General features: G+C 73.7%; 24 protein-coding genes and 2 pseudogenes. 7 read left to right on the top strand and 19 right to left on the bottom strand.

Annotated features, from left to right (window positions below; translation table 11 throughout):
- A pseudogene (locus E4P41_RS10875) lies at window positions 1-766 on the bottom strand (M23 family peptidase); the annotation flags it as partial.
- 373 nt (window positions 767-1,139) lie between these two features.
- Between E4P41_RS10875 and E4P41_RS10870 the strand changes: the two are divergent.
- Both E4P41_RS10870 and E4P41_RS10865 read left to right on the top strand, forming a co-directional pair.
- Window positions 1,140-2,204: a Glu/Leu/Phe/Val dehydrogenase dimerization domain-containing protein gene (locus E4P41_RS10870; protein WP_135141270.1), complete on the top strand. Its 1,065-nt coding sequence runs from the start codon at window positions 1,140-1,142 to the stop codon at window positions 2,202-2,204.
- 261 nt (window positions 2,205-2,465) lie between these two features.
- Window positions 2,466-2,690, top strand: a complete 225-nt coding sequence (locus E4P41_RS10865) for a DUF3073 domain-containing protein (RefSeq protein ID WP_135141269.1) — start codon at window positions 2,466-2,468, stop codon at window positions 2,688-2,690.
- 93 nt (window positions 2,691-2,783) lie between these two features.
- Here E4P41_RS10865 and purM read toward each other — a convergent pair whose 3' ends face one another.
- The 4 genes from purM to E4P41_RS10845 form a co-directional block, all read right to left on the bottom strand.
- On the bottom strand, window positions 2,784-3,839 hold the full coding sequence (purM, locus tag E4P41_RS10860) for a phosphoribosylformylglycinamidine cyclo-ligase (RefSeq protein WP_135141268.1): 1,056 nt from the start codon (window positions 3,837-3,839) through the stop codon (window positions 2,784-2,786).
- Window positions 3,836-5,374 carry an amidophosphoribosyltransferase gene (gene purF, locus E4P41_RS10855; protein WP_135141267.1) on the bottom strand — a complete coding sequence of 513 codons (1,539 nt, stop codon included), beginning with the start codon at window positions 5,372-5,374 and terminating at the stop codon, window positions 3,836-3,838. The genes purM and purF overlap by 4 nt, the downstream gene beginning before the upstream one ends.
- A gap of 78 nt (window positions 5,375-5,452) precedes the next feature.
- Window positions 5,453-6,061, bottom strand: a complete 609-nt coding sequence (locus E4P41_RS10850; protein ID WP_135141277.1) for an MBL fold metallo-hydrolase — start codon at window positions 6,059-6,061, stop codon at window positions 5,453-5,455.
- Window positions 6,058-7,143, bottom strand: a complete 1,086-nt coding sequence (locus E4P41_RS10845; RefSeq protein WP_135141266.1) for an S-(hydroxymethyl)mycothiol dehydrogenase — start codon at window positions 7,141-7,143, stop codon at window positions 6,058-6,060. The genes E4P41_RS10850 and E4P41_RS10845 overlap by 4 nt, the downstream gene beginning before the upstream one ends.
- Before the next feature lie 200 nt (window positions 7,144-7,343).
- Here E4P41_RS10845 and E4P41_RS10840 point away from each other — a divergent pair, with 200 nt between their 5' ends.
- Both E4P41_RS10840 and E4P41_RS22115 read left to right on the top strand, forming a co-directional pair.
- Complete coding sequence (locus tag E4P41_RS10840; RefSeq protein WP_135141265.1) at window positions 7,344-8,762, top strand: OFA family MFS transporter; 1,419 nt, start codon at window positions 7,344-7,346, stop codon at window positions 8,760-8,762.
- Window positions 8,759-8,905 carry a hypothetical protein gene (locus E4P41_RS22115; protein ID WP_167761031.1) on the top strand — a complete coding sequence of 49 codons (147 nt, stop codon included), beginning with the start codon at window positions 8,759-8,761 and terminating at the stop codon, window positions 8,903-8,905. The genes E4P41_RS10840 and E4P41_RS22115 overlap by 4 nt, the downstream gene beginning before the upstream one ends.
- 84 nt (window positions 8,906-8,989) lie before the next feature.
- On the opposite strand, the gene E4P41_RS10835 is transcribed toward E4P41_RS22115, so the two are convergent.
- The 10 genes and pseudogenes from E4P41_RS10835 to E4P41_RS23180 all read right to left on the bottom strand — a co-directional run bounded on the left by E4P41_RS10835 (window position 8,990) and on the right by E4P41_RS23180 (window position 18,004).
- On the bottom strand, window positions 8,990-9,379 hold the full coding sequence (locus tag E4P41_RS10835) for a sterol carrier family protein (protein ID WP_135141264.1): 390 nt from the start codon (window positions 9,377-9,379) through the stop codon (window positions 8,990-8,992).
- A complete protein-coding gene (gene purL / locus E4P41_RS10830) occupies window positions 9,379-11,664 on the bottom strand; it encodes a phosphoribosylformylglycinamidine synthase subunit PurL (RefSeq protein ID WP_135141263.1) in 2,286 nt (761 codons plus the stop codon). Before purL ends, E4P41_RS10835 begins: the two co-directional genes overlap by 1 nt.
- On the bottom strand, window positions 11,661-12,332 hold the full coding sequence (gene purQ, locus E4P41_RS10825; RefSeq protein WP_209307653.1) for a phosphoribosylformylglycinamidine synthase subunit PurQ: 672 nt from the start codon (window positions 12,330-12,332) through the stop codon (window positions 11,661-11,663). Before purQ ends, purL begins: the two co-directional genes overlap by 4 nt.
- A gap of 14 nt (window positions 12,333-12,346) precedes the next feature.
- The gene (gene purS / locus E4P41_RS10820) at window positions 12,347-12,586 is read right to left on the bottom strand and encodes a phosphoribosylformylglycinamidine synthase subunit PurS (RefSeq protein WP_135141262.1); all 240 of its coding nucleotides are present in this window, start codon (window positions 12,584-12,586) and stop codon (window positions 12,347-12,349) included.
- A gap of 127 nt (window positions 12,587-12,713) precedes the next feature.
- Window positions 12,714-13,526: a DUF559 domain-containing protein gene (locus tag E4P41_RS10815; RefSeq protein ID WP_135141261.1), complete on the bottom strand. Its 813-nt coding sequence runs from the start codon at window positions 13,524-13,526 to the stop codon at window positions 12,714-12,716.
- 190 nt (window positions 13,527-13,716) lie between these two features.
- Entirely contained in the window at window positions 13,717-14,571 is an 855-nt protein-coding gene (locus E4P41_RS10810; protein ID WP_348536482.1) for a phosphoribosylaminoimidazolesuccinocarboxamide synthase, read from the bottom strand.
- Window positions 14,571-15,878 carry an adenylosuccinate lyase gene (purB, locus tag E4P41_RS10805; RefSeq protein ID WP_135141259.1) on the bottom strand — a complete coding sequence of 436 codons (1,308 nt, stop codon included), beginning with the start codon at window positions 15,876-15,878 and terminating at the stop codon, window positions 14,571-14,573. Before purB ends, E4P41_RS10810 begins: the two co-directional genes overlap by 1 nt.
- Window positions 15,879-16,002: 124 nt before the next feature.
- Window positions 16,003-17,259, bottom strand: coding sequence for a phosphoribosylamine--glycine ligase (purD, locus tag E4P41_RS10800; RefSeq protein ID WP_135141258.1), 1,257 nt, complete (start codon window positions 17,257-17,259; stop codon window positions 16,003-16,005).
- Window positions 17,260-17,457: 198 nt separating this feature from the next.
- Window positions 17,458-17,583 (bottom strand): annotated as a pseudogene (gene rsgA, locus E4P41_RS23185) (GTPase RsgA); the annotation flags it as partial.
- A 58-nt stretch (window positions 17,584-17,641) separates the two neighbouring features.
- On the bottom strand, window positions 17,642-18,004 hold the full coding sequence (locus E4P41_RS23180) for a hypothetical protein (protein WP_245177265.1): 363 nt from the start codon (window positions 18,002-18,004) through the stop codon (window positions 17,642-17,644).
- A 246-nt stretch (window positions 18,005-18,250) separates the two neighbouring features.
- Between E4P41_RS23180 and E4P41_RS10790 the strand changes: the two genes are divergently transcribed.
- Window positions 18,251-19,273 (top strand): glycerophosphodiester phosphodiesterase family protein, encoded by a 1,023-nt coding sequence (locus tag E4P41_RS10790; protein ID WP_135141257.1) that lies wholly within the window; start codon window positions 18,251-18,253, stop codon window positions 19,271-19,273.
- Between the two features lie 44 nt (window positions 19,274-19,317).
- On the opposite strand, the gene E4P41_RS10785 is transcribed toward E4P41_RS10790, so the two are convergent.
- Window positions 19,318-20,607, bottom strand: coding sequence for an adenylosuccinate synthase (locus tag E4P41_RS10785; protein WP_135141275.1), 1,290 nt, complete (start codon window positions 20,605-20,607; stop codon window positions 19,318-19,320).
- A gap of 67 nt (window positions 20,608-20,674) precedes the next feature.
- Here E4P41_RS10785 and E4P41_RS10780 point away from each other — a divergent pair, with 67 nt between their 5' ends.
- Window positions 20,675-21,292: a hypothetical protein gene (locus E4P41_RS10780; RefSeq protein ID WP_135141256.1), complete on the top strand. Its 618-nt coding sequence runs from the start codon at window positions 20,675-20,677 to the stop codon at window positions 21,290-21,292.
- 158 nt (window positions 21,293-21,450) lie between these two features.
- On the opposite strand, the gene E4P41_RS22110 is transcribed toward E4P41_RS10780, so the two are convergent.
- Window positions 21,451-21,591, bottom strand: coding sequence for a GPGG-motif small membrane protein (locus E4P41_RS22110; protein WP_167761030.1), 141 nt, complete (start codon window positions 21,589-21,591; stop codon window positions 21,451-21,453).
- 418 nt (window positions 21,592-22,009) lie between these two features.
- On the opposite strand from E4P41_RS22110, the gene E4P41_RS10775 reads away from it, so the two are divergent.
- On the top strand, window positions 22,010-22,369 hold the full coding sequence (locus E4P41_RS10775) for a hypothetical protein (protein ID WP_135141255.1): 360 nt from the start codon (window positions 22,010-22,012) through the stop codon (window positions 22,367-22,369).
- 98 nt (window positions 22,370-22,467) lie between these two features.
- Here E4P41_RS10775 and E4P41_RS10770 read toward each other — a convergent pair whose 3' ends face one another.
- Together E4P41_RS10770 and fbaA are read right to left on the bottom strand one after the other, a co-directional pair.
- The gene (locus E4P41_RS10770; protein WP_135141254.1) at window positions 22,468-22,890 is read right to left on the bottom strand and encodes a DUF3151 domain-containing protein; all 423 of its coding nucleotides are present in this window, start codon (window positions 22,888-22,890) and stop codon (window positions 22,468-22,470) included.
- Window positions 22,890-23,924: a class II fructose-bisphosphate aldolase gene (gene fbaA / locus E4P41_RS10765; protein ID WP_135141253.1), complete on the bottom strand. Its 1,035-nt coding sequence runs from the start codon at window positions 23,922-23,924 to the stop codon at window positions 22,890-22,892. Before fbaA ends, E4P41_RS10770 begins: the two co-directional genes overlap by 1 nt.
- Between the last annotated feature and the right edge of the window lie 31 nt (window positions 23,925-23,955).

The raw sequence follows: 23,955 nt of genomic DNA, 5'->3' as shown, positions 1-23,955 counted from the left end.
CCTCGGCCTCGGCGCGGCGGGCGGCCTCGGCGGCGGCGGCCTCCTCGGCGGCCTTCTGCTGCTGCCACGCCTGGAAGGCGTCCCGGGCGCCCTGCAGCCGCAGCAGCTCGATCTGGGCGGCCTGCAGCTGCTGGTCGTAGGCGGCCTTCTGCGCGGCGACCTGGTCGTAGGCGGCCCGTTGGGCGGCCAGTTGGCCGTCCGCGGTGGCCTTGGCGGCGGCGGCCACGGCCTCGGCCTCGGCCGTCCTGTCACGGGCGGCGCGGGCAGCGGAGTCGGCGTTGGCCTGCTGCACGCGGGCCACCTCGAGCTGGCCGAGGACGTCGAGGTGGTTGGCCGAGACGTAGTCGAGCATCGCGGCGCGCTGGATCAGCTCGGCCGGACCCTCGGCGTCCAGCAGCACCGCTGCGGTGGAGAGGGTGTTGCCGCTCATGTAGCTGTCGCGGGAGAAGCCGGCGATGCGCGCGGTGGCCGCGTCCACGGCCACCGCGGCGGCCTGCAGCTGTGCCGCCGTCCGCGCGGCCTCCGCCTGCGCGAGCGCCAACGCCTCCTCGGCGGCGAGGTAGGCCGCGCCGGCGGCCTCAGCCTGGACGGCGTAGCGCTCGAGCTCCGACTCGGCCTGCGCGACGAGGGCGGCGATCCGGCCGACCTCGGCCGCGGCGGCGTCCTGGGCGGACCGGGCGTGGCCGATCTCCTCGTCGGTGGGGTTGGGCGGTGCGGGGGCGGCGCCGGCCGGGCCCACGCCGGTCAGCACGACCGCGCCGGTCACGACGCCGACGAGCAGGCTCCGCACCACACCGGCGCGCGTCCGCGAGCGGTGCGCCCCGACCGGTGAGGTCTCGGGCGCGCGCCGGCGAGGACGGCTGTGCAGCATGTCGCTCCCTGGGGAAGAGGGGTGCGTAGGGGGCGGTCGTCGCGCGTCGTCACAGCTGTTCCACCGTGCTCATGCGGCACCCGGCCCACTCCTGTCCCTTCTGTTCTCGTCACCCGCACGGGTGACCTTGAGGGCTGGCCGTGTCCTTTCTGCCGGCGACGATGAACCGGCTGAGCTCCCCGACGCCGACCTCGCCGTTCGCGGACCCGCTCCGGGGACCCGCTCCGGGGACCCGGTCGGGCGACCGCCGGAGTCCTAGGCTGCCTCCGTGGACGTACTCGGCTCCGGTCACGAACAGGTCGTCTTCTGCTCCGACCCGGCCTCCGGGCTGCGGGCGGTCATCGCGATCTACTCCACCGCCCTCGGGCCGGCGCTGGGCGGCACCCGGTTCTACCCCTACGCCGGCGAGGAGGCCGCGGTCGCCGACGTCCTCGCCCTGTCCCGGGCCATGGCCTACAAGAACAGCCTGGCCGGCCTCGACCTCGGCGGCGGCAAGGCGGTCGTCATCGGCGACCCGCAGACCGACAAGACCGAGGCGCTGCTGCGCGCCTACGGCCGGTTCGTGGAGTCCCTGGGCGGCCGCTACCTCACCGCCTGCGACGTCGGCACGTCCAACGCCGACCTCGACGTCGTGGCCCGGGAGACCCGCTTCGCGCACGGCCGGTCGGTGGCCTACGGCGGCTGCGGGGACTCCTCGGTGCTCACCGCCTACGGCGTGTTCCAGGGGATGCGCGCGGCCGCGCAGCACCGCTGGGGCAAGCCGTCGCTCGCCGGGCGCACCGTCGGCGTCGCCGGCGTCGGCAAGGTGGGCAGCTGGCTGGTCGACCGGCTGGTGGAGGACGGCGCCGACGTGGTCGTCACCGACGTCGACGCCAGCGCGGTCGAGCGGCTACGGGTCCGCCACCCCGCCGTGGACGCCGTTGCCGACACCGCGACGCTGGTCCGGACGCCGACCGACGTCTACGCCCCCTGCGCGCTCGGCGGGGCACTGGACGACGAGACGGTGTCGGTGCTGGAGGCCGAGATCGTCTGCGGCGGGGCCAACAACCAGCTGGCCCACGAGGGGATCGCCGGAGAGCTCATGCGCCGCGGCATCCTCTACGCGCCCGACTACCTGGTCAACGCCGGCGGGGTGATCCAGGTCGAGGACGAGCGGCACGGGTTCTCCTTCGACCGCGCCGAGGCCAAGGCAGCCGGCATCTTCGACGTCGCGCTGCGGGTGTTCCAGGCCGCGGAGGCCGACGGCGTCTCCCCCGCCGTGGCCGCCGACCGGCTGGCCGAGAAGCGGATGGCGACGGTGGGCCGGCTGGCCACGATCCGGCTGCCGCACTGAAGAAGGACCCCGTCCTCCCCACCCCTCGTAGGAGAACCCCCTGCCCCCCGCCACTCGCAAGCTCGCGACGGGACCCTGCACGGGGCCGGCGGTGACCTGGACGGGCCGGGCCCCGGTCGGGCGACAGCGGGGGGAGACCCGTGCCGGTCGCCGATCCGTGTCGTAAGCTCGGTCGAGACAGAGACACTCAGTCGGGGTCGCCACGCGGGCCGTCCAGCCCGGAGCTGGGCTCCCGTACTCCGTAACGAGGGGGTCGAGCCGATGGGGCGCGGCCGAGCGAAGGCCAAGCAGACACGCGTGGCCCGTGAGCTCAAGTACAGCTCACCGAACACCGACCTCTCCGCGCTGCAGCGCGAACTGGCCGGATCACCGTCGTCGTACACCGCGCCCTCCCGGGCGAGCACGGACGGCGACGGCGAGGACGACGAGTACACCGACCGCTGGGCGGACGACGACACGGACGACGACTGGGCCGCCAGTCGCTGAACGAGGACGCGCGCCGCCGCCTACGCGCACAGCGGCCCCGCTGCACGGTCCCGCCGCGAGCTTGCGAGTGGCGGGGGGCAGCGGGGTCCTCTCTCAGCGGTAGCTGCCGACCAGGCGCGCGGCGACGGCGCCCGTCCGGTCACCCACGGTGCCGGCGACCCAGGCGGGCACACCACGCTCGCCGAGCAGGGACACCACGTCGTCGGCGACGTCCGGGGCGACCGCGGCGACCATGCCGACGCCGCAGTTGAACGCCCGCTCCGACTCCTCGCGCGGCACGCCGTGCTCCTCGAGCAGCGAGACCGCGGCCGGGAGCGCCCAGGTGCCGCGGTCGAGCACGGCCTCCAGCCCGTCGGGGACGACGCGGGCGGTGTTGCCGGCCAGACCGCCGCCGGTGATGTGCGCGTAGGCGTGCACGCCCTCGACGCCGAACCGCTGCACCAGCGCCAGGCAGTCCAGCGCGTAGATGCGGGTGGGCTCGAGCAGCACCTCGCCCAGCGGGCGGTCCAGCCCGGCCGGAGTGGCGGCGAGGTCGAGGCCCGCGGCGGCGACGACGCGGCGCACCAGCGAGTAGCCGTTGGAGTGGAAGCCGCTCGAGGCCATCGCGACCACGACGTCGTCGTCCCGGACCCGCTCGGGCCCCAGCACCGCGTCGGCCTCCACGACGCCCACGGCGGTGGCGGCCAGGTCGTAGTCGTCGGGGGCCATGAGGTCCCCGTGTTCGGCGGTCTCCCCGCCGACCAGCGCGGCACCGGCCAGCGTGCACCCGGCGGCGATGCCGGTGACGATCGCGGCGATCCGCTCGGGGACGACGCGGCCGCACGCGACGTAGTCCTGCAGGAACAGCGGCTCGGCGCCGCAGGCGACCAGGTCGTCGACGACCATCGCCACCAGGTCGATGCCGACGGTGTCGTGCCGGTCCAGCGCTCGGGCCAGGGCGATCTTGGTACCCACGCCGTCGGTGGAGGAGGCCAGCAGCGGCTTGCGGTACCTCGCCGTGTCGAGCGCGAACAACCCGGCGAAGCCGCCGAGGCCGCCGACGACCTCCGGACGGTTGGCCCTCTCGACCGCCGTCCGCATCAGGGTGACGGCCCGCTCCCCGGCGTCGATGTCGACGCCGGAGGCGGCGTAGGTGAACTCTTCGCTCACGGGCGGGTCAGCGCGTCGTCCGCCCCGCCCGGCACGGTGGCGCTGCCGGCCTGCCGACCGGTCCAGCCGGTGACTGCGCGTCGCTCGATCCCCTCGAGCAGGTGCTTGCCGAGCAGCTCGCTCTCCGCCAGCGGGATCGGGTACCGCCCGGTGAAGCAGGCGGTGCACAGCCGGTTCACCGGCTGCTCGGTGGCGGCGATCAGGCCCTGCTCGGAGACGTAGCCCAGCGAGTCGGCGTTGATCGACGCGCGCACGCCGTCGACGTCGAGGCCGTTGGCGATCAGCTCGGCGCGGCTGGCGAAGTCGATGCCGTAGAAGCAGGGCCACTTCACCGGCGGCGAGGAGATGCGCACGTGCACCTCGACCGCCCCGGCCTCGCGCAGCATCCGGATCAGCGCACGCTGGGTGTTGCCGCGCACGATCGAGTCGTCGACGACGACCAGCCGCTTGCCGCGGATGACGTCGCGCAGCGGGTTGAGCTTGAGCCGGATGCCCAGCTGCCGGATCGTCTGCGACGGCTGGATGAACGTGCGGCCGACGTAGGAGTTCTTGACCAGGCCCAGGCCGTAGGGGATGCCGGAGGCCTCGGCGTACCCGACCGCCGCCGGGGTGCCGGACTCGGGCACCGGGATGACCAGGTCGGCGTCGGCGGGGTGCTCCCGGGCCAGCCGCCGGCCGATCTCGACCCGGGCGGCGTGCACGCCGCGGCCGCCGATGGTGGTGTCGGGGCGGGCCAGGTAGACGTACTCGAACACGCAGCCCTTGGGCTCGCTGTGCGCGAAGTGCTGGCTGCGCAGGCCGTCCTCGTCGACGGCGATCAGCTCGCCGGGCTCCACCTCGCGGACGACGGAGGCGCCGACGATGTCGAGCGCCGCGGTCTCGCTGGCCACCACCCAGCCGCGCTCCAGCCGGCCGAGCACCAGCGGGCGCACGCCCTGCGGATCGCGGGCGGCGTAGAGGGTGGTCTCGTCCATGAAGGTGAAGCTGAAGGCGCCGCGCAGCTGCGGCAGCACCTCCATGGCGGCGGCCTCGACCGAGAGGTCCGGCCGGGCGGCGATGAGCGCGGTCACCAGGTCGGAGTCGGTGGTGGAGGCGAAGGCCCCCGGCACACCGGCGTCCGCGGCCCTCGTGGCCAGCTCGGCGGTGTTCACCAGGTTGCCGTTGTGGCACAGCGCCAGCCCGGTGCCGGCGTCCGTCGTCCGGAAGGTCGGCTGGGCGTTCTCCCACGTGGAGGCACCGGTGGTGGAGTAGCGGGTGTGCCCGACGGCGAGATGGCCACGCAGGCTGCCCAGCGTGGCCTCGTCGAAGACCTGGCTGACCAGCCCGAGGTCCTTGTAGACCACCACCGAGGCGCCGTCGGAGACGGCGATGCCCGCCGCCTCCTGACCGCGGTGCTGCAGGGCGTAGAGACCGAAGTAGGTCAGCTTGGCGACCTCCTCCCCCGGCGCCCAGACCCCGAAGACACCGCAGGCGTCCTGCGGTCCGGGGGAAGAGGGGTCGAGGTCGTGCGTCAGCCGTCCGTCACCGCGAGGCACCGGTCGAGACTACCGGGCCTGCGCCGGCTGCCGGGCCGGGCGAGGGGGATCACACCGTCCTGCGCGGCCCGGCACCGCTCAGCGCACGTTGCCGAGTTCGGCGGCGATGGTGGTGTCCTCGCCGTGGCCCGTCCTGACGACCGTGTCGCCGTGCAGGGTGAGCAGCCTGCTGCGGATCGACCTCAGGATGGTCGGCTCGTCGCTGTAGGAGCGCCCGGTCGCGCCGGGGCCGCCGCAGAACAGCGTGTCGCCGGTGAACACCGTGGCCAGGTCGGGAGCGTGCAGGCAGGTGCTGCCCGGCGAGTGTCCCGGGGTGTGCAGCGCGATCAGCGTCGTCCCGGCGATCTCGAACCGGGTGCCCTCGGTGAGCTCCCGGTCGGGCGCGGCCTCCCCGTGGACCGTGTCCCACAGCATCCGGTCGGCCGGGTGGAGCCAGATCGGCGCGCCGGTGGCTGACCGCAGGTCGACGGCGGCGGTGATGTGGTCGTTGTGCCCGTGGGTCAGCACGATGGCGCCGACCCGGCGACCGCCGACGGCATCGATGATCGGAGCGGCGTCGTGCGGGGCGTCGATGACGAGCACCTCGTCGTCGTCGCCCACCAGCCAGACGTTGTTGTCGACGTCGAAGTCGGCCCCGTCGAGGCTGAAGACGCCGGAGACGACCGCCTTGTCGATGCGGGCCATCAGAGGACGACCACGCTGCGCAGCACGTCGCCGGAGTGCATCTTCTCGAACGCGGACTCGACGTCGTCGATGCCGATCGTCTCGCTGACGAAGTCCTCCAGCGGGAAGCGGCCCTGCCGGTAGAGGTCGACCAGCATCGGGAAGTCGCGTGAGGGCAGGCAGTCGCCGTACCAGGAGGACCTGATCGCCCCGCCACGGCCGAAGACCTCGATCAGCGGCAGGGTGATCCGCATGTCCGGCGTCGGAACGCCGACCAGCACGACCCGGCCGGCCAGGTCGCGGGCGTAGAAGGCCTGCTCGAACACCGCCGGGTGGCCGACGGCGTCGATGGCGACGTCCACCCCGAAGCCGTCCGTGCATCCCTTGATCGCCTCGACCGCGTCGGTCTGCCTCGAGTTGACCGTGTGGGTGGCGCCGAACCGCTCGGCCCACGCCAGCTTCCGGTCGTCGATGTCGACGGCGACGATCGTCGTCGCCCCGGCCAGCTTGGCCCCGGCGATCGCGGCGTCCCCGACGCCGCCGCAGCCGAACACCGCCACGGACTCACCGCGGCGCACCCCGCCGGTGTTGATGGCGGCGCCGACACCGGCCATCACGCCGCAGCCGAGCAGGCCCGCAGCGGTGGCCGGGGCGGCCGGGTCGACCTTGGTGCACTGGCCCGAGTGCACCAGCGTCTTCTCCACAAACGCGCCGATGCCCAGCGCCGGGGACAGCTCGGTGCCGTCGGCCAGCGTCATCTTCCGCGCGGCGTTGTGCGTGGCGAAGCAGTACTGCAGCTCGCCCTTGAGACAGGCGCGGCACTGCCCGCACACGGCCCGCCAGTTGAGGACGACGAAGTCCCCGACCGCGACGTTGGTCACGCCTTCACCGACCGCGGAGACCACTCCCGCGGCCTCGTGGCCGAGGAGGAAGGGGTAGTCGTCGTTGATGCCGCCGTCGCGGTAGTGCAGGTCGGTGTGGCACACGCCGCAGGCCTGGACGTCGACGACCGCCTCACCCGGACCGGGGTCGGGCACGGTCACCGTCTCGACCGTGACCGGGGCTCCCTTGCTACGGGCGACGACGCCCTTCACCTCGTAGACCATGCGCGGAGCCTATGCCGAGCTCCGGACGGCGCTCGCCGCGGTGGTTGACCCCGCAACGACCCGGTCCCGACGCGTCGCCGTCCGCACCCCTCCTTTCGCGGTACGAACGAGGACGACGTAGCGTTCCCGCGGGTCCGTGACCTGGAGCACAGACCTGTCCGCCGGGGGAGCCCCCGATCATCGTCACCGGAGGTCCATCCGTGGCAGTACCGAGTTTCCTGGCCCGGGAACGCATCGTGGCCCGCCCCGGCTTCAACCGCTGGTTGATCCCGCCGGCCGCGCTCGCCGTCCATCTCTCCATCGGGCAGGCGTACGCCACCAGCGTGTACAAGACGGCGCTGGTCGAGCACTTCGACGCGAGCCTCACCGCGATCGGGATCATCTTCTCGCTCGCGATCGTCATGCTCGGCGTCTCCGCCGCCCTCTTCGGCACCTGGGTCGACAAGAACGGCCCCCGGGCGGCGATGTTCACCTCGGCCGTGTTCTGGGTGTCCGGCTTCCTCGTCGGCTCCCTGGGCATCGCCACCGGGCAGCTGTGGCTGCTGTACCTGGGCTACGGCGTCCTCGGCGGCATCGGACTGGGCATCGGCTACATCTCGCCGGTCTCCACGCTGATCAAGTGGTTCCCCGACCGGCCGGGCCTGGCCACCGGCATGGCGATCATGGGCTTCGGTGGCGGAGCGCTCATCGCCTCGCCGCTGTCCCGGCAGCTGCTGAACTGGTACGACCCGGACTACGACGGCACCGTCGGCACGGTGCCCGACGGCAACGCGGTCGCGATGCTGTTCCTGACCCTGGGCCTGGTCTACCTGGTCTTCATGATGTTCGGCGCCTTCATCATCCGGGTGCCGGCGCCGGACTGGCGGCCGCACGGCTTCGACCCCGCCACGGTCAAGCAGAAGGCGCTGGTCACCACCGAGAACGTCTCGGCCAACAACGCGATCAGGACGCCGCAGTTCTGGCTGTTGTGGACGGTGCTGTTCTGCAACGTGACCGCGGGCATCGGCATCCTCGAGCAGGCCGCGCCGATGATCCAGGACTTCTTCCGGGACGGCGAGGTCTCCGCGGTCGCCGCGGCCGCCGCGGCCGGGTTCGTCGGGCTGCTCTCGCTGTTCAACATGGGCGGCCGGTTCGTGTGGTCCTCGACGTCGGACTACATCGGCCGCAAGCCGATCTACATGGTCTACCTGGGCGTCGGCGCGGTCCTCTACGTCCTGCTGGCCACCGTCGGCAGCAGTGCCACCTGGCTGTTCGTGCTGCTCGCCGCGGTGATCATCAGCTTCTACGGAGGTGGCTTCGCCACGGTGCCGGCCTACCTGCGCGACCTGTTCGGCACCTACCAGGTCGGCGCCATCCACGGCCGGCTGCTGACCGCCTGGGCGGCCGCCGGCATCGCCGGCCCGCTGATCATCAACGGCGTCCTGGACACCCAGGGCACCCCCGGCGAACTGGTCGCGGCGAACTACCGGCCGGCGCTGTTCATCATGGTCGGCCTGCTGGTCATCGGGTTCGTCGCGAACCTGATGATCAAGCCGGTGGCCAGCAAGTGGTTCGAGCCCAAGGAGACCGACCGCCCGACCGCGGCGTCCACGACCGGAGATCGGAGCCTGACCCGATGAGCACCCTGGAGACCGAAGGCCGCCCGCCCGTGCACACGCCCATGGCGTTGATCGTCTTCGCCTGGCTGCTGGTCGGCATCCCGTTGCTGTACGGCCTCTACAACACCGTGATCGCCGCGATCCCGCTGTTCACCGAGGGCTGAGCGAAGCCTGCACCGACGAGAGCGCGCCCCCGTCCGACGTCCGGACGGGGGCGCGCTGCGTCGTTCGTGGTCCTACCGGACCCGTCAGGTGCCGCGGCGCAGCGGCGAGAGCGGCAGGTGGGCGGAGAGGTCGGCGCGGTTGCCGCTGGCGCTGACCCGCCCCTCCGCGACGGCGTCGTCCCACCGCAGCTGCCCGGTCGCCAGCCGCAGCCAGGTGGCGGCGTCGGTCTCGACGACGTTCGGCGGCGTCCCACGGGTGTGCCGCGGCCCCGGCACCAGCTGGACGGCGACGTGCGGGGGCACGCGCAGCTCGACCGACCGGCCGGGCACCTGCTGGGCCAGCCAGCGCGCCGTCGTCTTCACCGCCGTACCCAGCGCGGCACGCGGCGGCTGCTGGGCCTCCCCGGCCAGCCAGGCCCGTACCGGCTCGACCGCGGCCCGCAGGTCCTCGGCGGGGATGGGAGCGGCCGGCATCAGCTGGTCGGGACGGTCCCCGCGGGGACGGCGCCCACGGTCGCCTCCGGGGTGCCGAACAGCGCCGGCAGGGTGGCGGTCCAGGCGGCCCGCACCTCGGCCAGCGGGAGGTCGGCGACGCCGTCGACCGCGAGCACGTCACCACCGGTGACGCCCAACTCGGTGACCGCCACCCCGGCCCACCGTGCCGTCGTCTTGACCCCGCCGGGGTCGGTCGTCGTGATCACGGCGCGCGCGGCCGACTCGCTGAACAGTGCGGTGAACGCGTCGCCCGGCAGGTCCAGCCGGGCACCGAGGCCGTGGCGCAGCGCCGACTCGGCCAGCGTCTGGGCCAGGCCGCCGTCGGCCAGGTCGTGCGCGGAGGTGACCAGTCCCTCGCGACCGAGCGCGGCGAGCAGCTCGCCCAGCTTCCGCTCCGCCTCGAGGTCGACCGCCGGCGGCCGACCGCCGAGGTGGCCGTGCACCACCGACGCCCACGCGCAACCGCCGAACTCGGAGCGGGTGACGCCGAGCAGCAGCACGGTCTCCCCGGCCGTCCGCCAGCCGGTGGGCACCCGCCTCCGGACGTCGTCGTGCACCCCGAGAACGCCGATGACCGGCGTCGGGTTGATGGCGACGTCGCCGGTCTGGTTGTAGAGGCTCACGTTGCCGCCGGTGACCGGCAGGCCCAGATCGCGGCAGGCGTCGGCCAGCCCGCGCACGGCCTCGGCGAACTGCCACATGACCTCGGGCTCCTCGGGGGAGCCGAAGTTCAGGCAGTTGGTGACCGCGAGCGGCCGCGCACCCGAGACGGCGACGTTGCGGTAAGCCTCGGCGAGGTTGAGCTGCGCCCCGGCGTACGGGTCGAGCCGGGCGTAGCGGGCGTTGCCGTCGAGGGCGAGCGCGATGCCGCGGGAGGTCGCCTCGTCGATGCGGACGACGCCGGCGTCGTCCGGCTGCGCGAGCACGGTGTTGCCCCGGACGTAGCGGTCGTACTGCTCGGTGACCCAGGTCTTGTCCGCGCCGTCCGGGCTGGCGACGACGGCCAGCCAGTGCGCGGCCAGCTCCTCCGGCGTCCTGGGCCGGGGCAGCCGCACCGGGTCGTCGGCCTGGAGGTCGTCGAGGTCGGCCGGGCGCTGCATCGGCCGGTCGTAGACCGGGCCCTCGTGGGCGACCGTGCGCGGGGGGACGTCGACGATGCGCTCGCCGTGCCAGTCGACGGTGAGCCGGTCGCCGTCGGTGACCTCCCCGATGACGGTGGCCAGCACGTCCCACTTCGCGCAGACGGCGAGGAAGCGCTCGACCTTGTCCGGCTCGACGATCGCGCACATGCGCTCCTGCGACTCGCTCATCAGGATCTCGGCCGGGGTGAGCGTGGAGTCGCGCAGCGGGACGCGATCGAGGTCGACGTGCATGCCGCCGGCGCCCGCGCTGGCCAGCTCGGAGGTGGCACAGGACAGCCCGGCGCCGCCGAGGTCCTGGATGCCGGTGACCAGGTCCTGGCCGAAGAGCTCGAGGCAGGCCTCGATGAGCAGCTTCTCGGTGAACGGGTCGCCCACCTGCACACTGGGCCGCTTGGCCGGGCCTCCGGCGTCGTCGAAGGTCTCGGAGGCGAGGACCGACACCCCGCCGATCCCGTCGCCGCCGGTGCGGGCGCCGAAGAGGACCACCTTGTTGCCGACGCCCTCGGCCTTGGCCAGGTGGACGTCCTCGTGCCGCATCACGCCGACGCACAGCGCGTTGACCAGCGGGTTGCCGGCGTAGCACTCGTCGAAGAGCAGCTCGCCGCCGATGTTGGGCAGGCCCAGGCAGTTGCCGTAGCCGCCGACGCCGGCGACGACGCCGGGCAGTACGCGGGCGGTGTCGGGGGCATCGGCGCGGCCGAAGCGGAGGGAGTCCATGACCGCGACCGGGCGGGCGCCCATGGTGAGGATGTCGCGGACGATGCCGCCGACCCCGGTGGCCGCGCCCTGGTAGGGCTCGACGTAGCTGGGATGGTTGTGCGACTCGACCTTGAAGGTGACCGCGTAGCCGTCGCCGACGTCGACCACGCCGGCGTTCTCGCCGATGCCGACCAGCAGCGCCTCGCTGCGCGGCAGGTCGCCGAACCGGCGGAGGTGCACCTTCGACGACTTGTAGGAGCAGTGCTCGCTCCACATGACCGAGTACATCGCCAGCTCGGCGGTGGTCGGCCGGCGGCCGAGGATGTCGCGGATGCGGTGGTACTCGTCCGACTCGAGGCCCAGCTCGCTGTAGGGCTGCGCCTCGTCAGGGGTCTTCGCGGCGTGCTCGACGGTGTCGATCATGCACTCACAGCTGCCTCGAGGATCGAGGTGAAGAAGCCCAGCCCGTCGGTGCTCGGCCCGGTGAGGTCCTCGACGGCGTGCTCCGGATGCGGCATGAGCCCGACGACGCGGCCGTCCTCGCTGGTCACCCCGGCGATGTCGCGCATCGAGCCGTTGGGGTTGCCCTCCACGTAGCGGACGGCGACCCGGCCCTCGCCCTCGATGCGGTCGAGGTCCGCCGGCGCGGCGACGTAGCGGCCCTCGCCGTTCTTCACGGGGACGACGATCCGCTGCCTGGCCTCGTAGCTCGCCGTCCACGCGGTGTCGGCGCGCTCGATGCGCAGCGCCTGGTCGCGGTTGCGGAAGTGCAGGTGGCCGTTGCGGGTGAGCGCACCGGGCAGCAGGCCCGCCTCGCACAGCACCTGGAAGCCGTTGCAGATGCCCAGCACCGGCATGCCCTGGCGTGCCCGGTCGACGACGTCCTGCACCAGGGGCGCGCGGGCGGCGATGGCGCCGGCCCGCAGGTAGTCGCCGTAGGAGAAGCCACCGGGCAGGACGACGGCATCGACGTCCTCGAGATCGTGCGACGCGTGCCAGAGCGCGACCGGCTCGGCCCCGGCCAGCCGGACCGCGCGTGCGGCATCGACGTCGTCGAGGGAGCCCGGAAAGGTGATGACACCGATGCGCACGGAGGGGGTTCTCCTCAGTCGGTCGGGAGGTGGAGCTCGACGTCCTCGATGACCGGGTTGGCCAGCAGCGTCTCGGCGATCTGCTTCAGCTCGGCCGCGTCGGGGGTGCCGTCGACCTCGAGGACGAAGTGCTTGCCCTGGCGCACGCTGCGGACGCTGTCGTGGCCGAGCCGGCCCAGCGCCCCCAGCACCGCCTGCCCCTGGGGGTCGGAGATCTCCGGCTTCAGCACGACGTCGACGACCACCCGGGGCACGCGGACGAGGGTACCGGGCTGGCACGGCCCACTCCCCGCGCGCGGCTGCCCTCCTCGGCGACGTCGAACGCTGCGAAGTCGTGGCGATCAGGCCGTGATGGCCACGAGTTCGCAGCACTCGGTGTCCTCAGCCGGCGGCCAGCGCCGTCCGGAGCACCTCCAGCACCCGCTCGGGGCGCCCCAGCACGTCAGCCGAGGTGAACCGGAGAACGGTCCAGCCGGTGAGCACGAGGCCGTTCTGCCGCCGGACGTCCTCGACGAAGACGCGCCGCTCTCGGTGGACGTCGCCGTCGAACTCCACCAGCACCCGCTGCTCCGGCCAGGCCATGTCCACCTTCCCGAGGAAGGCGCCCGCGGCGTCCCGCACCACGTACTGCAGGTCCGGCGCGGGGAGCCCGGCCTCGTGGACGAACCAGCGGAGCACGGACTCCATCGGCGACCCCGCCCGCCGGTCCGCCACCGGGAGCACCCGTCGGGCCGTACGGACACCGCGGGCGCCACGCCGGGCCTCCAGCAGCCGCTCGAACGCCACCCGCGGATACCGGCGGGCCAGCATCTGGTCGGTGGCCGCCAGCAGGGCCGCCGGCGGGAGGGAGGCCGCCAGGTCGAGCCACGTGCGCCCCGGCGAGGTGACCCGGAACCCGGCCCGGCGAGCGATCTGCCAGTCGGCCAGCGCGGCCCGGTGCACCCGCCGGTCGGCGCGGTGCCGGATGCCCACCCCCGGCGGCACAGTCAGGTGGACCCGGGGGTCGTTCCGGACGAGCGGCACCTCGAAGCCCCACAGAGAGGCCGCGGTCAGGTGGCTGACGACGGCCGACGCAGGGGCGCCGAGGAGCACGGCGGCCACGCGGGACCGGACATCGTCCACGGACGCCCGCGGCAGATAGGTGTCGCGCGACATGCGGACCACCCCACGGTGCCGCAGGTGCCAGTCGCTCACCCCCTCCCGGCGCGCTCGGCGCCGGTCGGTGGGCCGGGTGACACGGGGCGGGACCGGAGGCGTGGGCACCGGCGGAGCCTGCCCCGGAACGGCGTCGGCTCGCTGGCGTCGTCCACAGGTCCGTCGAGTGCTGCGAACTCGTGGCGATCAGGCCGTGATGGCCACGAGTTCGCAGCGCTCGGCGCGGGGATCAGGTGAAGGAGCGGCCGGTGAGGCGCTCGTAGGCGGTGACGTAGCGCTCGCGGGTCGCCGCGACCACGTCGGCGGGCAGCTCCGGCGGCGGGGACACCCGATCCCAGCCGGACGCCGTCAGCCAGTCGCGCACGTACTGCTTGTCGAACGAGGGCTGCACGTCGCCGGGCGACCACAGCGTGGCCGGCCAGAAGCGCGAGGAGTCCGGGGTGAGCACCTCGTCGCCGAGGACGAGGCCGGAGGCGTCGACCCCGAACTCGAACTTGGTGTCGGCCAGCACGATCCCGGCGTCGTGGGCGATCTCCGCACCCCGCCGGTACAGCGCCAGGGTCAGCTCGCGGAGCTCGTCCGCCCGCTCGGCACCGACCAGCTCCACCACCCGGGCGAAGGAGATCGCCTCGTCGTGCGCGCCCTGCTCGGCCTTGGTGGACGGCGTGAACACCGGCTCGGGCAGCCGCGAGCCCTCGACCAGCCCGGCCGGCAGCGGGACGTCGCGGATCGACCCGGTGCGCTGGTACTCGACCGTGCCGGACCCGGACAGGTAGCCCCGGGCGACGCACTCGACCGGCAGCATCTCCAGCCGGCGGACCAGGATCGCCCGACCGGCCACGGACGGCGGGACGTCGGACGCCGACACCAGGTGGTGCGTCGCTCCGAAGTCCGACAGCACCGGCGCCAGCTGGTCGAACCACCACACCGACAGCTGGGTGAGCACCCGCCCCTTGTCGGGGATCGGCGTGGGCAGCACGGAGTCGTAGGCGGAGATCCGGTCGGAGGCGACCAGCAGCAGCCGGTCGTCGCCGGCGTCGTAGGCCTCGCGGACCTTCCCGCGCGCTACCAGCGGCAGATCGATCACGACAGGGCAGCCAGCCGGTCGAACAGCGGCCCCAGGTTCGCCACGTACCGCTCGGGCCGGCAGATCTCGTCCAGCCGCGCCTCGTCCAGCTCCGCACCGGAGTCGGCCGCCCGCTTCCGCAGCGTCTCGCGGAACGGCGTCCCGCTGTTCCAGGTCTCCATCGCCGCCGACTGCACCAGCGCGTACGCGTCCTCCCGCGAGGCCCCGCCCTCGACCAGCTCGAGCAGCACCGAGGAGGTGTAGATGAGCCCGCCGGTGGACTCGAGGTTGGCCCGCATCCGGTCGGCGTCCACCACGAGGTTCTCCACCAGCCCGGTGGTCAGGTGGAGCAGGTAGTCGGTGGTGACCGCGGCGTCGGGCAGGAACACCCGCTCGGTGGAGGAGTGCGAGATGTCGCGCTCGTGCCAGAGCGGGATGCCCTCCATCACCGGGACGACGGCGGCGCGCACCACGCGGGCCAGGCCGGCGATCCGCTCGGAGCGGATCGGGTTCTTCTTGTGCGGCATCGCGCTCGAGCCCTTCTGGCCCGAGCCGAACGCCTCGGAGAGCTCCCGCACCTCGGTGCGCTGGCCGTGCCGCACCTCCAGCGCCACGGTCTCGCAGACCGTCGCGATGATCGCCAGGCAGGCGACCCACTCGCTGACCGAGTCGCGGATGACCACCTGGGTGGAGGCGTCGGCCGGCCGCAGGCCCAGCGCCTCGGCGACGGCGACCTCGACCGAGGGATCGATGAGCGAGTACGTGCCGACCGCCCCGGAGATGGCGACGACGCCGACCCGCTCGCGTGCCGCCCGCAGCCGGTCCCGCGACCGGGCCGCGGCGAAGGCGACATCGGCGACCCGGTGACCCCACACGTCGGGCTCGGCGTGCACGCCGTGGGTGCGGCCGACCTTGATCGTGTCGCGATGGGCCAGGGCGTGGTCGCGCAGCACCGCCACCAGCCGGTCGAGCCGGGCCAGCAGCAGGTCGGTCGCCTCCGTGAGCTGGACGGCGAGCGCGGTGTCGAGCAGGTCGGACGACGTCATGCCGTGGTGCACGTAGGCGGCGGCCGACCGGGGCTCGGTGTTGTCGGCCCAGGCGGTGAGGAAGGCGATGACGTCGTGCTGCGTCGTCTCCTCGATCTCGGCGACCCGCGCAGGCGTGGGCGGCGGGGCGTTGCGCACCGGCTCGACGACGTCGGCGGGCACCCGGCCGGCCGCGGCGTGCACCTCGAGGACGAGGGTCTCGACCCGGCACCACAGCTCGTACTTGTGCTGGTCGCTCCAGACCCGCCCCATCTCGGGCAGGGTGTACCGCTCGATCACAGCTCGTCCCCTCGTCGGACCACGGGTCCAGTCTCCCGCAGCGCCGGCACGGCCGACGACCGCCTTCGGCCCCCTCCCGGGCATCGCCCCCAGCTCGCGAGGGGCGGGAGGAGGGGTTCCCTCCTCACCCGACGGTGATCCGCCCCTCCACCGCCGCCAGCGCGATGTCGGTGCGCCAGTGCGCGTCGGCCAGCCGCACCCCGGCGACCCGCTCGTAGACCCGCTGCCGGGCCGCGGCGAGGTCGTTCCCGACGGCGGTCACCGCGAGCACCCGGCCGCCCGAGGAGCGGACCGTCCCGTCGGCGTCCACGGTGGTGCCCGCGTGCAGCACGCCCTCGCCGTCGGCGCCGGTGACCGGGTCGCCGGTCCGCGGCCGCTCGGGGTAGCCGGGCGCGGCGACGACGACGGTGACCGCCGCGCCGGGCCGCCAGCGCAGCGGAGGGTGGCCGGCGAGCGTGCCGGTGGCCGCGGCGTGCAGCAGGCCGGCCAGCGGGGTCTCCAGCAGCGGCAGCACCACCTGGGTCTCCGGGTCGCCGAAGCGGGCGTTGAACTCCACCACCCGCGGGCCACGGGAGGTGAGCGCCAGACCGGCGTAGAGCAGCCCGGCGAACGGCTCCCCCCGGCGGGCCATCTCCTCGACGGTCGGCTGCAGCACGGTGGCCAGCACCTCGTCGACCAGGCCGGGCGGGGCCCAGGGCAGTGGGGTGTAGGCCCCCATGCCGCCGGTGTTGGGCCCGCCGTCGCCGTCGTCGCGGCGCTTGGCGTCCTGCGCGGGCACCAGCGGCAGCACCGTCGTCCCGTCGGTGACGGCGAACAGGGAGACCTCCGGGCCGTCGAGGTACTCCTCGACCAGCACCGCCCTTCCGGCCTCGATCACGCGGTGCCCGTGCGCCACGGCGGCGTCCCGGTCGGTCGTGACGACGACGCCCTTGCCGGCGGCCAGGCCGTCGTCCTTCACGACGTACGGAGCGCCGGCCTCGTCGAGCGCGGTCTCCAGCTCGGCGACGCCCCCGACCGGCCAGGACCGGGCGGTCGGGACGCCGGCGGCGGCCATCACGTGCTTGGCGAAGGACTTGCTGCCCTCGATCTGCGCGGCCTGCGCCGACGGGCCGAAGCAGGCGATGCCGGCGTCGCGGACGGCGTCGGCGGCCCCGGCGACCAGCGGCACCTCCGGGCCGATGACCACCAGGTCGGCGGCCCAGCCGGAGGCCAGCGCCGCGACGGCCACCGGGTCAGTGGCATCGACGGACGCCGGCTCGGCGATCGCCCGGGTGCCGGCGTTGCCCGGGGCGCAGGCCAGCGCGGTCACCGCGGGGTCGTCGTGCAGAGCGACGCACAGGGCGTGCTCCCGGGCACCGGAGCCGATGACGAGCACGCGCACGGACGGCGACCCTACCGACGTCGGGTCAGCGCAGCCGGTTCGGCCGGGACCGTACGGCGCGGGCGAAGGCACGGGCGCGAGCGTGCTCGGCGGCCCGGGCGCGGGCGTCGGAGCGCAGGGCCTGACGGTGTGCCTCGGCCCGAGCTCGCGCATGCCGGGGGTGTCGACGAGCAGGCCGCCGTCGGGCGGCGGGTGCAGCTCGCGCGCGGTCGTGGTGTGCCGGCCGCGGCCGTCGCCGTCGCGGGTCTCGCGGGTGGCCGCCACGGCCGTCCCGGCCGGCGCGTTGGCCAGGCTGGACGTGCTGACGCCGGACGGGCCGACCATGGCCGCCGTCCGCCCCGGGGGCCGAGCAGCGCCCGGACGGCGTCCAGCCCCTCCCCCGTCACCGAGCTGACCGGCAGGACGTCGACGCCCACGGCGTCCTCGGCCACCGCCAACAGCGCCGCGGGGACGTCGTCGCACAGGTCGGCCTTGGTGAGGACGACGACCGGCGTCGCACCGCTGCCCGGGCGACGGCCAGGTAGCGCTCGACCCGGTGCAGCCGCGGGGCGGTGGTGAGCGCGTCGACCACGAGCACGACCTCGAGGTTCTCGGCAACCACCTGCTCGGCCGACGACCGGCCGGCCACGACCCGGGTGAACGCCGTCCGCCGGGGTAGCACCGCCACCGCCAGCTCGCCGCGCAGGGCCACCGCGCCGCATCCCTGGTCGGCCCCGTCCAGGGCAGGCCCCGTCCAGCGGCTCACCGCGAGCCTGCGAGGGCTGGGTAGGACGGGGTCCTCTCACAGCCACCCGCGGTCGACCTGCGCGACCCGGCCCGCCCGGCAGCCTGCGGGCAGCCCCGCGTCCCGGTCCGTCGTCCAGCCCAGGAGTGAGAGATCCGTCACGCCCCGGATGGTCCCGCGCAGGTCAGCGCGTCGCGCGCCATCCTGTGACCCGGCCGACGGCGCGCATTCAGCATCCCGACACCTTCCTCGGGTGTTCTAGAGGACATGCACGCGACCGAGACGCCGGCCGCACTCGCTCCTCGGCGTCCGTCCCGCCCCGTCGTGGTGGGCCACCGCGGGGCCTCGGCGTACCGCCCCGAGCACACCGCCGCCGGCTTCGAGCTGGCCGTCGACCTCGGCGCCGACCTCATCGAGCCCGACGTCGTGGTCAGCCGCGACGGCGCCCTCGTCGTCCGGCACGAGAACGAGCTCTCCCACACGACCGACGTCGCCGGCCGGCCGGAGTTCGCCGCCCGGCGGACCACCCGCGTCGTCGACGGCCGGGAGCGCACCGGCTGGTTCACCGAGGACTTCACCCTCGCCGAGCTGCGCACGCTGCGCGCCGTCGAGCGGATGCCGGCGCTGCGCCCGCTGAACACCACCTACGACGGACGCTCGGGCATCCTCACGCTCGCCGAGGTCGTCGAGATCGCCCGCCGCCGCTCCATCCCCGACCGGCAGGTCCGCGTGCTGGCCGAGCTGAAGAAGCCCAGCTGGTTCGACGACGAGGCGGGCGTCCCGATGAACGAGCTCGTCGCCGCCGAGCTGCGCCGCCTCGGGTCGGCCACCCCCGACGGAACCGTGGTCGTGCAGTCCTTCGACGCCGCCGCCCTGCGGCAGCTGCGAGCCGACCTCGGACCCGGCGGGCCGACGATGCTGCAGCTGGTCGACGACGCCGGTGCGGACGACCACCTGGTCACCCCGGCCGGGCTGCGCGAGGTCAGCACCTACGCACAGGGCATCGCGCCCAGCCGACACCGCATCCTGCTGCGCGACGCCGACCAGGCGCTGACCGGCGTCTCCGACCTCATCGCCCAGGCCCACCGTGCCGGGCTGCTCGTCGTCCCGTGGACACTGCGCCCGGAGAACGCCTTCCTCCCCCGGCACCTGCGCCGCGGCGGGGCCGCGGGAGGCACCGGCGACATGCAGACCGAGGCCCGGCTGCTGCTGGCCCTCGGCGTCGACGGCCTCATCACCGACGCCCCCGAGATCGCCGTCCGCGCCCGCGCCGCGCTCGTCCCCGCCTGATGCGGAGTCGCTGGATGACGGAAACCGTCACCCAGCGACTCCGCTCAACCGATGAGGTCGTGGAGGACGACGTTCTCGTCGCGGCCGGGGCCGACGCCGATGACGCTGATCCGCGCGCCGGAGAGCTCCTCGAGCCGGCGGACGTACGCCTGCGCGTTGGCCGGCAGCTCGTCGAAGGCGCGGCAGTGCCGGATGTCCTCGAACCAGCCGGGCAGCTCCTCGTACACGGGCCTGGCGTGATGGAAGTCGGTCTGCGTCATCGGCATCTCGCCGTGCCGGACGCCGTCCACCTCGTAGGCCACGCAGATCGGGACCGTCTCCAGGCCGGAGAGCACGTCGAGCTTGGTGAGGAAGAAGTCGGTGATGCCGTTGACCCGGCTGGCGTAGCGGGCGACGACGGCGTCGAACCAGCCGCAGCGGCGGTCGCGGCCGGTGGTCACCCCCACCTCGCCGCCCTGCTTGCGCAGGTACTCGCCCCACTGGTCGTGCAGCTCGGTCGGGAACGGCCCGGAGCCGACGCGGGTCGTGTACGCCTTGAGGATGCCGACGACCCGCTCGATGCGGGTGGGGCCGATGCCCGAGCCCGCGGCGGCACCGCCGGCCGTCGGGCTGGACGACGTGACGAACGGGTACGTTCCGTGGTCGACGTCGAGCAGCGTGCCCTGCGAGCCCTCCAGCAGCACCCACTCGCCGGCGTCGAGGGCGTTGGCCAGCAGCAACCGGGTGTCGGCGATGCGGTGCTTCAACTGGTCGGCGTACGCGGCATATTCGGTCACCACCTCGTCGACGTCGATCGCCTTGCGGTTGTAGACCTTGACCAGGACCTGGTTCTTCTCCTCCAGCGTGCCCTCGAGCTTCTGCCGGAGGATGGACAGGTCGAGCAGGTCCTGCACCCGGATGCCGGTGCGGGCCACCTTGTCGCCGTAGGCCGGGCCGATGCCGCGGCCGGTGGTGCCGATCCGGCGCTTGCCGAGGAACCGCTCGGTGACCCGGTCCAGCGCGCGGTGGTGCGGCATGATCAGGTGCGCGTCGGCCGAGATGACCAGCCGCGAGGTGTCCACGCCGCGTTCCTCGAGGCCGGCGAGCTCGCCGATGAGCACCTCGGGGTCGACGACGACGCCGTTGCCGATGACCGGCGTGCACCCGGGCGTGAGGATCCCCGACGGGATCAGGTGCAGCGCGTACCTCTCTCCGTCCGGCGTGATCACCGTGTGACCGGCGTTGTTGCCACCCTGGTAGCGCACCACGTACGGCACGCGCCCTCCGAGCAGGTCCGTGGCCTTGCCCTTGCCCTCGTCGCCCCACTGGGCGCCGATCAGCACGACTGCCGGCATCTCGCTGTCGTCCCCCTCGGACTCCGTCACCGGCGGTCGACCGGCTGGCAGGTGGCAGGGTAACGGCATGCCCCTCGTCGAGTTCGACCTGCGCGGCCTGGAACCGGGAACGGCGCCGGCCCGCGGGGACGTCGCCCCGGCCGCCGACGCGGACGGGGTCGTGGTCAGGGGGCCGGTGCCGGCGCTCGCGGCGGTGCTCACGGCGCTGTGGAAGGCCGGGCGCACGGCCGACGTGCCGGTGTCGTGGGAGCCGGCCGACGACGGCGACTCGGTCGGCCTGGCCCGCGCGCTCGGCGTGGGCAGCGACGGCGACCGGGAGTTCGGCCTGGTGCGGGACGACCACGGCGGGGTGCTGATGCACCACGGGCGGGTCGAGGCCGCGGGCGGCGAGCGGCGCCGCCCGCTGGCCCGCCGGCTCGGTGCGCAGGCCCACAACGACGCACTGAAGGTCGCCGACGGGCTGATCACGCGCATCGACGTCCGCCCCGACTGGCAGGCAGTGGACACCCTCGGCGTGGTCGTCATGACGCAGCCGCTGCGGCGTGCACGGCACAGCAGCGGCCGCGCCGTGCAGATCGCCTGCGACCCGGCCCGGGTCGTCCGGGACGGCGTCCCCTATCCGCGGCCGGTCACCCGGTGGACCTGGTACGCCGACGACCGGGTGCGCTGGCGGCTGCGGCCCTGATGAGGGACCCCTCTGCCCCCACGCCTCGCAAGCTCGGCGCGGGACCCTGCAGAGGGGCCGTTCCAGCACCTCACCACGCTTGCGAGGGATGAAGAGGACGGGGTCCTTCCACGGTGGGGAGGAGGGGGTCCTTCCGCCTGCAGGCGGGCCGTGGGGGATCAGGTGAAGACGCTGACCCCGCCCGGGCCGACGAGCAGGCCCACGATCAGCACGATGCCCCAGACGATCTGCTTGCGGACGATCGCGACGATGCCGGCGACGACGAGGACGACGGCGAGGATCCAGAGCAGCGTGGCCATGCAACACCTCCGGGAACGGGCGTCCGGACCGGACGCCGGGGACGGACGGTAACCGATCCCTGGCCCGAACTGCGGGTCTTCCGCCCTCCCATCACGGAGGGTGATGCTCTGCTGCTGCCGGCCCGGCCCGACGTCGTCCTGGAGGCCGGACGGATGCTGCGCGCCGACCGCTCGGTACTCGGCGGTCCTCGGTGGACGGACGGCCCACCGGAGGACTCCGAGGGGTGCCGCTCGTGATCGAGCGAATCGCGCCCGCCCGCCATGCGCCGGGGAGTCATCGGCTACGACCAGCGACGACGTGGTCCGCCGAGCCGGAACTGATCTCCTCGTCGACCTCGTCACTCGAGGTGCGGTGGCCCGTGGTCGTGCACGAGGAGAACATCGAACGGTTCGACCTCCGCTCGAGAGGTGACCGAGCATGGCGTCCTCTTCACGACGGGCCCAAGGGCTGATCGTCGTCGCGCTCCTGTGCGTCCTCGGCTTCGCGGCCTGGTACGGGCGATGGGTGTGGGCGGACAGCGGCTCCTTCTTCTTCGTCTTGTTCGGCATACCGATGGTGTGCACGGCCGCCGCCCTGTGGGCCGAACGCACGAGCAGGACGATGCTGGCTCCTGCGGTCGTCGCCGCCCTCGCGGTGGTCTCGTTCTCGTGGTCGCTGCTCACGGCCTTGGGGATCGGTCTCGTCTTCGTGGTGCCGTCGTTCCTGCTGCTGCTCGCCGCAATGGTCTCGTGGCTCCACAGGACGGGGCGAGATCCCTCGGCGCCGTCGCGGACCTGATCGACATCGTGCACCCAGCCCGCTGCTCGTCATGGGCCCACCACGCGGGCGGCCCGACGCGGGCGGGGGTCACGGCCTCGCCGAGGATCCGCCGTCGTTCACGGCGCCAGCGAGGGGTCGCAGTCGCGCAGCAGCTGGGTGCAGCGCTCCTGCTCGTCGGTCTCGCCGATCGCCTCCGCTGCGCGGGCCAGCACCGTGACGCAGCGCAGGAAGCCCCGGTTGGGCTCGTGCGACCACGGCACGGGGCCGTAGCCCTTCCAGCCGCTGCGGCGCAGCGCGTCCAGCCCGCGGTGGTAGCCGGTGCGGGCGTAGGCGTATGCCTCGATCGTGTCGGTGAGCCCCCGCTCGGGCCGGCCGATCGCCTCCTCGGCCAGCGCCGCCCAGGCCGCGCTCACCGTCGGGTGGTGCGCGGCGACCTCGGCCGGCGGGTCGCCCGCCGCGAGCTCGGCGTCGGCCTCCGGATGGCCCGGCAGCAGGGTGGCCGGCGGCTCGCCGAGCAGGTTGTAGTGCGGGTGTCCCATCAGGCGCCCTGGGACTGGCCGGCCGACAGCAGGTCCTCGCACGCCTCGACGACGCGGGCAGCCATGCTGGTCTCGGCGGCCTTGAGGTAGCTGCGCGGGTCGTAGGTCTTCTTGTTGCCGACCTCGCCGTCGACCTTCAGGACGCCGTCGTAGTTGGTGAACATGTGGCCGGCGACGGGTCGGGTGAAGGCGTACTGGGTGTCGGTGTCGACGTTCATCTTCACCACGCCGTAGGACAGCGCCTCGCGGATTTCCTCCAGCGCCGAGCCCGAACCGCCGTGGAACACCAGGTTGAACGGCTTGGCGCCGTCCCCGAGGTTGAACTCCTTGGCCACGATGGCCTGCCCGCGCTCGAGCACGTCGGGCCGCAGCTTCACGTTGCCGGGCTTGTAGACGCCGTGCACGTTGCCGAAGGTCGCGGCGAGCAGGTAGACGCCGCGCTCGCCCAGCCCGAGTGCCTGCGCCGTGCGCAGGAAGTCCCCGTCGGCGGTGTAGAGCTTCTCGTTGATCTCGGCGACGACGCCGTCCTCCTCGCCGCCGACGATGCCGATCTCCAGCTCGAGCACGATCCTGGCGGCGGCGGACTTCTCCATCAGCTCCTCGGCGATCTCCAGGTTCTCGGTGAGCTCGACGGCCGACCCGTCCCACATGTGCGACTGGAAGAGCGGCTCCTGGCCGGCGTCCACGCGGTCCTGGGAGAAGGCGATCAGCGGGCGGACGTAGGAGTCCAGCTTGTCCTTGGGGCAGTGGTCGGTGTGCAGCGCGACGTTGACCGGGTACCTCTCGGCCACGACGTGCGCGAACTCGGCGAGCGCCACCGCGCCGGTGACCATGTCCTTGACCTTGGTGCCGGAAGCGAACTCCGCGCCGCCGGTGGAGAACTGGATGATGCCGTCGCTGCCGGCGTCGGCGAACCCGCGCAGGGCGGCGTTGACCGTCTCCGACGACGTGCAGTTGATAGCCGGGTACGCGAAGCCGCCTTCCTTGGCCCGGGCGATCATGTCGGCGTAGACCTCGGGGGTCGCGATGGGCATGTGGGGGACTCCTTTGCGTCGGGGACGGCGC

The organism is Geodermatophilus sp. DF01-2 (genome assembly GCF_004571065.1).
Lineage (GTDB): Bacteria > Actinomycetota > Actinomycetes > Mycobacteriales > Geodermatophilaceae > Geodermatophilus.
Note: the sequence above shows the minus strand (reverse complement) of the source record. Positions and strands in the feature narration are given on the sequence as shown.

Coding starts and splice junctions, on each gene's coding strand:
- E4P41_RS10865 (WP_135141269.1), top strand. CDS start 2,466: ATGGGGCGCGGCCGAGCGAAGGCCAAGCAGACACGCGTGGCCCGTGAG.
- E4P41_RS10845 (WP_135141266.1), bottom strand. CDS start 7,143: ATGGTCTACGAGGTGAAGGGCGTCGTCGCCCGTAGCAAGGGAGCCCCG.
- E4P41_RS22115 (WP_167761031.1), top strand. CDS start 8,759: ATGAGCACCCTGGAGACCGAAGGCCGCCCGCCCGTGCACACGCCCATG.
- E4P41_RS10835 (WP_135141264.1), bottom strand. CDS start 9,379: ATGCCGGCCGCTCCCATCCCCGCCGAGGACCTGCGGGCCGCGGTCGAG.
- purL (WP_135141263.1), bottom strand. CDS start 11,664: ATGATCGACACCGTCGAGCACGCCGCGAAGACCCCTGACGAGGCGCAG.
- E4P41_RS10790 (WP_135141257.1), top strand. CDS start 18,251: ATGCACGCGACCGAGACGCCGGCCGCACTCGCTCCTCGGCGTCCGTCC.
- E4P41_RS10785 (WP_135141275.1), bottom strand. CDS start 20,607: ATGCCGGCAGTCGTGCTGATCGGCGCCCAGTGGGGCGACGAGGGCAAG.
- E4P41_RS10780 (WP_135141256.1), top strand. CDS start 20,675: ATGCCCCTCGTCGAGTTCGACCTGCGCGGCCTGGAACCGGGAACGGCG.
- E4P41_RS22110 (WP_167761030.1), bottom strand. CDS start 21,591: ATGGCCACGCTGCTCTGGATCCTCGCCGTCGTCCTCGTCGTCGCCGGC.
- E4P41_RS10775 (WP_135141255.1), top strand. CDS start 22,010: ATGGCGTCCTCTTCACGACGGGCCCAAGGGCTGATCGTCGTCGCGCTC.
- E4P41_RS10770 (WP_135141254.1), bottom strand. CDS start 22,890: ATGGGACACCCGCACTACAACCTGCTCGGCGAGCCGCCGGCCACCCTG.
- fbaA (WP_135141253.1), bottom strand. CDS start 23,924: ATGCCCATCGCGACCCCCGAGGTCTACGCCGACATGATCGCCCGGGCC.